The organism is Pseudoalteromonas sp. MMG013 (assembly GCF_018100885.1).
Classification (GTDB): domain Bacteria; phylum Pseudomonadota; class Gammaproteobacteria; order Enterobacterales; family Alteromonadaceae; genus Pseudoalteromonas; species Pseudoalteromonas aurantia.
Genome location: NZ_JAGJEE010000038.1, coordinates 44,492 through 53,806 on the forward strand (window position 1 = coordinate 44,492; position 9,315 = coordinate 53,806).

10 protein-coding genes and 1 pseudogene are annotated in these 9,315 nt (G+C 39.5%); 2 read left to right on the plus strand and 9 right to left on the minus strand.

Annotated features, from left to right (window positions below; translation table 11 throughout):
• Positions 1-424 precede the first annotated feature (424 nt).
• Positions 425-2,644, plus strand: coding sequence for a hypothetical protein (locus tag J8L98_RS21720; protein WP_210998179.1), 2,220 nt, complete (start codon positions 425-427; stop codon positions 2,642-2,644).
• A 155-nt stretch (positions 2,645-2,799) separates the two neighbouring features.
• On the opposite strand, the gene J8L98_RS24970 is transcribed toward J8L98_RS21720, so the two are convergent.
• From J8L98_RS24970 to J8L98_RS21740, 4 genes and pseudogenes are all read right to left on the minus strand, one after another.
• Positions 2,800-3,360 carry a hypothetical protein gene (locus tag J8L98_RS24970; protein WP_247682662.1) on the minus strand — a complete coding sequence of 187 codons (561 nt, stop codon included), beginning with the start codon at positions 3,358-3,360 and terminating at the stop codon, positions 2,800-2,802.
• Positions 3,361-3,548: 188 nt separating this feature from the next.
• A pseudogene (locus tag J8L98_RS21730) lies at positions 3,549-4,232 on the minus strand (MBL fold metallo-hydrolase); the annotation flags it as partial.
• A 160-nt stretch (positions 4,233-4,392) separates the two neighbouring features.
• On the minus strand, positions 4,393-4,662 hold the full coding sequence (locus J8L98_RS21735; protein ID WP_210998180.1) for a hypothetical protein: 270 nt from the start codon (positions 4,660-4,662) through the stop codon (positions 4,393-4,395).
• Positions 4,659-5,360, minus strand: coding sequence for a hypothetical protein (locus tag J8L98_RS21740; RefSeq protein WP_210998181.1), 702 nt, complete (start codon positions 5,358-5,360; stop codon positions 4,659-4,661). The genes J8L98_RS21735 and J8L98_RS21740 overlap by 4 nt, the downstream gene beginning before the upstream one ends.
• A 97-nt stretch (positions 5,361-5,457) precedes the next feature.
• On the opposite strand from J8L98_RS21740, the gene J8L98_RS21745 reads away from it, so the two are divergent.
• Complete coding sequence (locus J8L98_RS21745; RefSeq protein ID WP_210998182.1) at positions 5,458-6,357, plus strand: LysR family transcriptional regulator; 900 nt, start codon at positions 5,458-5,460, stop codon at positions 6,355-6,357.
• 63 nt (positions 6,358-6,420) lie between these two features.
• On the opposite strand, the gene J8L98_RS21750 is transcribed toward J8L98_RS21745, so the two are convergent.
• From J8L98_RS21750 to J8L98_RS21770, 5 genes are all read right to left on the minus strand, one after another.
• Entirely contained in the window at positions 6,421-6,885 is a 465-nt protein-coding gene (locus tag J8L98_RS21750; RefSeq protein ID WP_210998183.1) for a nuclear transport factor 2 family protein, read from the minus strand.
• Positions 6,886-6,988: 103 nt separating this feature from the next.
• Positions 6,989-7,606 (minus strand): homoserine/homoserine lactone efflux protein, encoded by a 618-nt coding sequence (gene rhtB / locus J8L98_RS21755; RefSeq protein WP_210998184.1) that lies wholly within the window; start codon positions 7,604-7,606, stop codon positions 6,989-6,991.
• 144 nt (positions 7,607-7,750) lie between these two features.
• A complete protein-coding gene (locus J8L98_RS21760) occupies positions 7,751-8,131 on the minus strand; it encodes a hypothetical protein (RefSeq protein ID WP_210998185.1) in 381 nt (126 codons plus the stop codon).
• 365 nt (positions 8,132-8,496) lie between these two features.
• Entirely contained in the window at positions 8,497-8,652 is a 156-nt protein-coding gene (locus J8L98_RS21765; RefSeq protein WP_210998186.1) for a hypothetical protein, read from the minus strand.
• A gap of 89 nt (positions 8,653-8,741) precedes the next feature.
• A complete protein-coding gene (locus J8L98_RS21770; RefSeq protein ID WP_210998187.1) occupies positions 8,742-9,143 on the minus strand; it encodes a hypothetical protein in 402 nt (133 codons plus the stop codon).
• Positions 9,144-9,315 lie beyond the last annotated feature (172 nt).

The following is a 9,315-nucleotide window of genomic DNA, read 5'->3' on the forward strand; positions in this document are numbered from 1 at the left end:
GATGTCTTTTCAGCTCTAGCAGTGGAAATAATTAATTCCAACAAATTATTTTTCCAATGATTTTTTTGTCATATGAAAGATGCCCTTTATCACAGTATGCTTAGCCATACGCCTTTGTAAAACAAAAAAACGTCCTATCAAAAAATAATATACAATACTTTCAATGACTTAACAATAATATACTAAACTATTTAGCCACTCCATTCCTACTCCACACAAACAACGTGTAGTGATCTCATGTCGTGAAAAACAATAAAGGTATAAAGATAGAAGAAAGTGTTATAGGCAAACCCATTGAAAAATATACTGTATACAATATATTCATATTGGTTGTTTATACACCAAGATAATTACAGAAAAATTACATTACCTTCACAGTAAAAACACAACATAAATAAGTTACAACATGATAAAGGAGAACACGATGAAAATCGTTTCATCACATTGGACCAAGTTGATGCTCGGTTCAGCAATACTGCTTTCACAACAAGCGTTGGGTGCAACTCTGCCTGATGTATGTGCGACGCAGGGACCTTCAACCTCGATAACAGACGGCACACCAATTTGTGTCAACGACAACGGAACAGCCTATTTGAGGTTGAGCGGTGCAAATGAGCATAACAGTGTTGCTATCAGTACAGGACATGGTACTGGAGACCTAAGTTTATATGTAGATCAAGGCCGCTGGCCTAGCACAGGCTCTAATAGTAATGCTTATAAGTCAATTACGTCTGGAACTAATGGTGAGTGTGTCGTAATTAGTAATCCTAGTCAGTACTGGTTGATGATCGCAGTCACTGGCACCCGCAATAAATCATCTCTTGCTGTTGATTTTGGTGCAACGTCTTGTCGAGATATAAATGGTGGTGGAGATAACCCTGGAGATGGAAATACTGGGAGTATCGTTGCACCTAGCAATCTAACGGGTACAACGACCGAATCGAGTGCTACCGTCTCTTGGAGTGACAACTCTAACAACGAAGATAACTTTATTATTCAACGTTCATCAGCTGGTGTATCTTGGCATACCGTAGCGACTGTTAACGCGAATGAAACCAGCTTTACTGATACAGGTTTAGTACAAGACAAAGTTTATTACTATGTCATGTATGCAAAAAATACGACAAATACATCTGGTTGGAGTGCGATATTAACGACTAAAACCAAAAAGTCAGGGTCAACTACCCCACCAGGTGACGGTGGCGATTTAGCCAATATTTGTGCAACCAGTGATCCTACGACTGAAACAGCACTCACAGATGGTGTACCTGTGTGTGTACCCGCTGCTTCACAAGGCACAGGTTTTGCTATTTCAACGTTTAACCAAAATGTAACGAGTATCGCAATTAGTTCATCTTACGGCCAAGGTAACTTAACATTGGCTGGCAGAACCGACGGTGAGTGGCCAAAATCTGGTGACGATAGTATCCGTTCATCTAAAGTCGGCAACACTGAATGTGTGGTATTAACTAACCCTCGTAACGGTTGGAACAATATTCGTTTAGAAGGTTTATTTAAAGGCGCAAGTGTTGTTGCAGACTTTAACAAAACCAGCTGTCGAGTAACTCCTGGCGCGGATGATCCCGGCAATGATGGATATGATCACAATGGTGTGCATGTATTGGTTTACCCATTTAGATTCCCAGATCAAGATTTAGAATTTACCACGGATCAAATCAATGCTGAAATGCAGAAGACCAAAGATTACTTCACCGAGCAATCGTATGGGAAGTTCAACTTTACTTGGGAAATTAAGCCAAAAATTACCATGCCACAGAGTCATAATTATTATAATAATGACAAAGACTTGTGGGGCCCAGCCTATAGAGAGCAACTCGTCAATGCCGGAGTAGATCCAAACTTTCCGGGCGAAGCGACGATTATAATGGTGACTGCACCGCCTGTAGGCACAGACGCAACTTATTTCATTAACTCTCAAGCAGGTCCACCGCTTATGGAAATTTACACTTATGCGGCAGGCACAATTGCACATGAAGCTGGGCACGCTTTAGGGTTACATCACTCAATGTCAATTGAAGGTGGTAATAGCATGCTTAATGGCAATTCAAATGATGTTGTCACCAACTATGGTAATGTGTTTGGCTTAATGGGCATGGGGGCTCACTCGTTAGAAGAAATGAATCTAATGTATAAAGGTTACTTTAATAACTGGATTTCTGACACCGACGTGCCCACTATAACAACATCTGGTAAATACCGTATTTACACATATAATCATGGCACATCATCAGGGCACAATGCACCGGGTGTTATTGGTCTTAAAATACCATCAGGTGATAAAACGTTTTGGGTTGAATATTTAACACGCCAAAAAGCTGAAGCAAATACATCACCGGATCTACAATTACGTACACCACTTTTACAAAATGGTATTGTGATCAACCTGCAAAATTATATGGATAACAATGCAGCACCTTGGTACAACCATAACTCATTATTATTGGACTCTACCCCAAACTCTCGCAGTTCAAATTGGCCGTTAGAAGACTTTAATGATGCCCCTTTGCAGAAAAATAATACCTTCACTGACCCTTGGGGTAAGTTTAGTATTTACCCTGTAGAAACAGGTGGCACTCTAGGTACGGCAAATGCTTGGATTGATGTACAAGTGACGTTTTTCTAAGCATTATTAGAAAGTCATATTGAAAAGTAATATGAAAAAAATAAAGCACCGCTAGATTTAATGCGGTGCTTTTTTATCTGGCCTTTATAAAATAGTGAACAACCATACTTTTATACTTCAACTACCTATGTTATTCGCCAGCCAAGGTTGCTCAGTTATACCGCGTCTTTTTTTACGCTTTTAAAACGTAGCAGTAAGGGCTTAAAGCAATAGTGAGACAGTACCGACACGGTTGAAAATAAAACTACGCCAATAAACGGGATCACAGGCCCAGTAAAAAATGCCGCGCCCATAACATAGCCTAGGATACACTCAACTTTGTGTAACGGTATAAACAGTGCCGTGATCATCAGGCCCATCAGCATATAAACAGCAATATTTTGTAAACCAAAACTGAACGCGAGCGATGCCAATAAGCTCACCAACAACATTCCCATAAAGCCAATCAGTATATTACGATAGAAGTCGCTTAAGCTCAGCGCTTCATGCGCGCGTGTTAATAGCCTTCCCTTAATACGTACAAAAGCGATGAACACCAAAGACGGTAATATAATTAACCCCCACCAATTGGATATACCCGGCAAGTCTGAGCGCATCAAAATGTGATGTGTAACAATTCCTCCATTAAAATATTCCCATGACAAGTGACAGATTTGAAAAATCACGACGATGATGAGTAAGCTATTTCTAATTCGTTCTAATTGCCTATCTTTCATATCAACTAATTCCTATTACCAAGTTAATGTAGTTATCATTAATAGATATTCTGCAATAAACAAACCAACTAAAAACAAATAAATTTCAACAGCTTAGAAAATCAAAAAAACATCGCTTAACCAATTAACTCAAATAGTAGTGTTTATCACTAAACAATCACGAATTTTCCTATGTACAATAACAGCCATTATATGAGTGGGAAGATAATAAATTTATCCATTCTCACTTGCTGTGGTTGCAGCCCCATTATGGTCAGTTGCCGGTGCAGTAGCTGTAGATCTTTTGTGGTCAATACCAACGAACTTTCATTTGGATGATACACAGATCCTGAAGGGTAATCTTTTTTCGCACACGCTGACATTTCGATGTGCGCGCCTAAAATAGCTGAAACAGGATTCATCTCAGTAAATGCTACCAGCCTTGCTATACTGCTTTTAAATGTTAACCAATCGCGAATGTATAGCCTACCTGGATAAAAGGTATCGCCAGTCAAGAGCCACTGTGTTTGGTCATCGTATAAACTGATAGCCTCTCGTTGATGCCCTGGTGTGGGAACAACCGAAATATTTCTCCCACCTAACTTAAACACACTAACCGAATTGGGCCAGTCGCTTAGCTGCAACGTTTTTTGTAATGCTGTTAGTTGATGAGGAGGCACAACGGATACGCCCTCCCCCCCATAAAACTGAGAGTCAGCTGCTATATGGTCGCTATGACTATGCGAATGCAATACATGTAACGCATAATCTTTTGCTTGACGCTTTATCCGTATTAAATGTTGTTGAATAATCATTTGCACTGTGCGCGCAAGCGGGAATAGTTTGGCACTGGTTGTGGCCCCAGTATCAAGTAATAGTGCTTTTTGATCACCTAATAATAAATAACCTCAGCTCTGGATAAGCGAATTTGCCCAATAAAGCTATTTTTCTCACTCTCGGCGTTGCTTTCATTTGTAATAGCCCGCTATTACTGCATAAAAGCGCCTTGATATTGAAAAAAATATCATCATTGGATGGTACGTAAGTATATTTTCAAACATTTTCTATTCCAAAACCCTTATCCAAACCTGAGGTTAAATAGATAAAAGGCGCTTCATAATGCACGCATTTACTCTGCCGAATGATGTAGGTAGTCAGATTAAACTCGAACACTTCCATGCTAGGACGCGTATCCAGTTCACACTCTTTACCCCCCGCAAACCACTGCTTTTGAGAAAGGTTTGGAGTTGCTTTCCCATATGCAACAGTGCAACTGATTACATAAAGTACACATGCTACTAAAAAACGAATCACGCCATTCATAAGGTAAAATCCTGTGTTTCCAAATAGCGTATATTTTTAATACCGCACTGTTCCAACGCGTTTGAGATAGCAACGTGGCTCAATATCTTGGGCTTATTGCATTGATACATTGTTTGTTTATGCTCTTTATCATTTTGCATAACAGCAATGACATCGAACGACGGCGGCTGCTGTATTTTATGGACGACAAGATTGGTTTGGTTGTTTAATTTAATTTTATAAAAAACCTGATTTTGTGATTGATAATTACGCGTTATAGGTTCAACTAAAATGGCTTTATGAAAATCAATGTTCGTTTTGTCAAAGTGTATTCCGCCTCTCTCAAAATGACCTGTATAAAAGTCAGCGCCAATTGTGAACACCTCTCTGGTAACCAACCTATTCAAATCGAACTTACTCGGTAATAGCGTAACCACACCTTGGCGTAATTCAGCTAATACCTGCTGCTCGTTTGGTACAATGATCTGGTAAATTATCTGGTAATCGTGCGGCGTAGAATAAAGGGGTAAATGACTGGCGTATATATTTTCTTGGTCATCAGTAAACAGTACCATACCGTGAGCGCCATAGCGCTGATGCGTTTGATGTGACTGATGTGATTGGGACTCTGCGAATACTTGAGGTGATACGCCGATGAGTAGCACGCACATAAGTAGCCCACAGCGCGTACAATAGTTAAATAGTAGAAAAAGCAACATAGCCATCTCTTGATGAAAAATTGTAGCTACTTTACACTGTCATTCATTGAATTTTTATCGATTAAATATCATTAATCATTTACCTTTTGGAATCAATATGAACGTTGAAGACCTGCGAAAACTGGCGCATTTAGCACAAACTCAAAACCTTCATACATCTGCCGCGGCGCTTAATATTACCACTGGCGCTCTGTCGAAAACACTTAAGAAAATTGAAACTCAACTTAATAGTAAAATTTTTGACCGGGTCGGTCGGAACATCCAGATCAACACCAACGGTAAGAAATTTACGCTGTATGCTAATGAACTTATCAATCAATATGATCAAATGCTCAGTGAATTCATAAGTACACAAGCCAAACATTCACTCAATATTGCAGGCCCATCCGTGTTACTTGATCACGTGCTTGATAAACTCCTCCCTCACATCAGCACTGCGCAATTTGAAGTAAACTTACAAGCTGTTTTTGAAGGCGATGCCATTAATAAACTTAAAAGCGGCGCCGCTCATCTAGCCATCGTAACCGATGACGCTTTGCCTGATTGGCAATCAGCAGGATTTCATGCCCTCCCTCTAGGGGTTACCACATTTGAACTGGTTGCCGCCACCGATCACCCCATTCATCAAATTAAAACGCCAACACTTGCAGATATAAATAATACATTTTTTGCTTGCCCGAGCAGCTCGTCATTTTGCGGCATTGTGCGTGGTGTTGGCTCTGATGGGTGGCCAGATCATACCCACCCCCGCCATATTGCTTTTCGCTGTGATAACTTCGCTTCACTGCTTAGTGTAATTAAAAAGCACCCTGCGTTGGCTTATCTGCCCGATATTGCAATTGATGAGCAGCTTAGCGTTATCAAACTTAGTGATTTTGCTGCGCGAAATCAGGAGCGTATTAACCTCGTTTATAAACCGAGCTTCTCGACTGGTTGGTTGAACCAGCTAATTGACCGTATTAACGCGAGTCATACTCAAACGCCCAGCTTAAAATGAATAAAAACGATACCTTAAAAGAAGTAACAATAACCCACAGCCTAAGCAAATACACACGGTAATCTAAAATCCATGATGCCTGCGAATATGCTTGATTAACCCTTTATCGTTGAATTCTAACGACACAATATTGGCAGATTCATAGTCAATGACTTTACTTGAATGACTCGGTTTTACTTTACCTACTTCAATCATTTTAATAAATACGACATTTGAGCCGACCATCTTTTCCACAATGCGTATAGAGCTAAAGATAACTTTATCGGCCATCTTAGCAATCAGGCTATTTCGAAGTTCAGTTTTGCTGTTGATAACCACATTGTACTTAATATGTTCATCAATAAATGTATCTGCAAGCAACGACAAATAATGATCGATATCTTCAATATCTGTATCTGGTTGTTGTCTGGCATTTTTGGCTGCTACAAAGGCATTAGCAAGTTCCGTTAACTGTGCTTCACTGAATACCTTCGCCAAAGATGGCAGTGAATATAATAATAATGTGACTATTAATAGTAATTTATGCACGTCGGTCTTCCTTTTATTGTAAATCCAGTGCGTTTTAAGTGGCTTTACTGGTAGGCTCATCTGGCCCTATATAAAGCTAAAAGCACCATTATTTCACCCTGAGTTACGACTCTGATTTTGCTAAAACAACTCCCATACTAATAAATAACGTGCCAAATAATTTGTTGAGAAACGACATTACTCGCTGATTTGATAAATACGGTTTTACGCATAACCCCAACAATGAATAACCCAGCATTACAACACTATCGATCACAATAACCGTTACACCCAAAATCATATATTGTTCGGAAAATGAGTGATTAACATTTACAAACTGCGGCAAAAATGCAGCAAGAAACACAATGGACTTCGGGTTGAAAAGGTTCACGATAAAACCTTGTTTGATAAGCTGACCATACACAGTTGACACTTGGGCAAGTTCGGTGTTCATCGTGCCTTTTTCTCGCCATTTTTTTATGCCAAGAAAAATTAAATATGCAGCACCAATATATTTAAATACCTCAAAAAAGGTCACTGAAGATGCAAGCAAAGCCCCTAAACCAAAAGAAACAACCATAATGTGTAATGCTAGCGCCAATTGCAGTCCTACTAGCCCTTTGATAGCGGCAATTATGCCCCCTGTCATTGAGTTATTAATCGACGTAATTGTCCCAGCGCCAGGGGCCAAACTAAACACAACACACGCAGCAACAAATGTGAGCCAAATACCGATATCCATAACTTTCCTCAAAACATTTTATATTTTTGCTACCAAAGAAGGCACCACTATCTCACAGTGATTTATTCCAAAATAGCACTTATCGCTTTCTAAACAGAACAAGTTACATAACACGATACAAATTATGCTAGTCTAAGTCTCCTCTTATTTTTCATAAATAAAAGCTGGCGTACCTAATGCTGACCATACCTCGGCCATAAAAGTATCGTTTGTCTGCCTTAAACGCGCTTGATTTAGATCCACAAATATAGAACAACCGCCTGTAGCGTAGTGACCCGCATCTTTTAAATGTCCGAATACAAGAAACTGATTGCCTATTGTCGGTGACAGAGCACCACATGAGTTACTCTCAACCTCAGTTCGAATAAACACCTTAGGCGTTACACCCTGACCCTTCCACACCTTTTGAACTTTCATTTGTGTTTTGTAAAAGGATGGCCTCACACCGTTACCGTTTATCACTTTATGAGTTTCTACTGTGACACCACTGAAAATCACATCATAAAACTCAAACCTTTCTTTCATACTTTGCGCGTCACCACCACAGGAGCACGCTGAAACCCACAATGGTAAAAGCGTAAAAATCAATAATATGGCTTTGAACACAACCGGAACTCCATTAGATAATAAACATGATGCCTTTTATAAGATACTTAACGCTTATCAGGCTATTACTATAAAGTATAGCGCTTCACATAAGCGAAATACTAAGTGCCAGTCCCAGATGAACCATCGCAAATAAACACGTTATAGTTCGAAAAACCCCATGTAACCTTTTCAAGCGGCTAATTACCGTTAGCTTAAATTATATAACGAACAGAAACAGAGCAACCGGCTGGTCGATCCACTCTGTTGATATAGACTCAATTCAAGCTAACTTGTTGTATAAATTAAGAACTTGATAAATCAGAATCGCTTACTATCTTGCCTAAAAGCTCTCCCACCCTTTCTTTTTGATAATCCTCCATAGATACATAAAGTGCAGTCCCAGAAAGTAATAAAATTGAAACTGAATATACAAAACCTTTCTTTAACCTTGTATTCATATTAATAATCCTTGCACCAATGCTAATAAAAATCTTATGAGTCGGTAGAACGACCCAGCTTTGTAAATGAACCAACCATAACTTAGTTCCTATTTTGATTCAATCGTGTAGTAACAGGCTTTATTTGCCGGCGTAGCTCTTGCTTGCTCTATTTTTCGCCATAGCAAAACCAGCTCATTAAATGGTAACCATCGCTGACCTTCCGTTGCTGACTCCCCCACATGCTTTGTTTGCAAATTAAAGATCGGGTTATTGTTAGGTAACTCCCCTCTCATTGCAGCCCAACGTAATGGCGTTTTAACTCTCACTAATATCACTGACGCGGTTTGAGCTGTGCCTTTTTCTCTAATATAGTCAAAATATTTATGCCAATCGGCTGCGGTCAGTTCACACGCTGGCTTATCTTTTAAATACGGTAACACCCTCTTACCCATATGATGTGAGTAGAGTTCTTGTGTTTTAGGTTTGTATGTAATGTATTGTTTAACCATTTCTGGGCTATCTCCGAGGCCGTTGGGTCATCTGCTGTCCCTTTTGAAAGGGCTTTAGGAACCTAGAGATGACACCCATTCAAAAATTACTATCCTTTGGTAATTTAGCTAATGCCAAGGCTTGATTAAATTTGTCACCTTCAACTTTGGCTACTTCAAGTGTATCTAACAT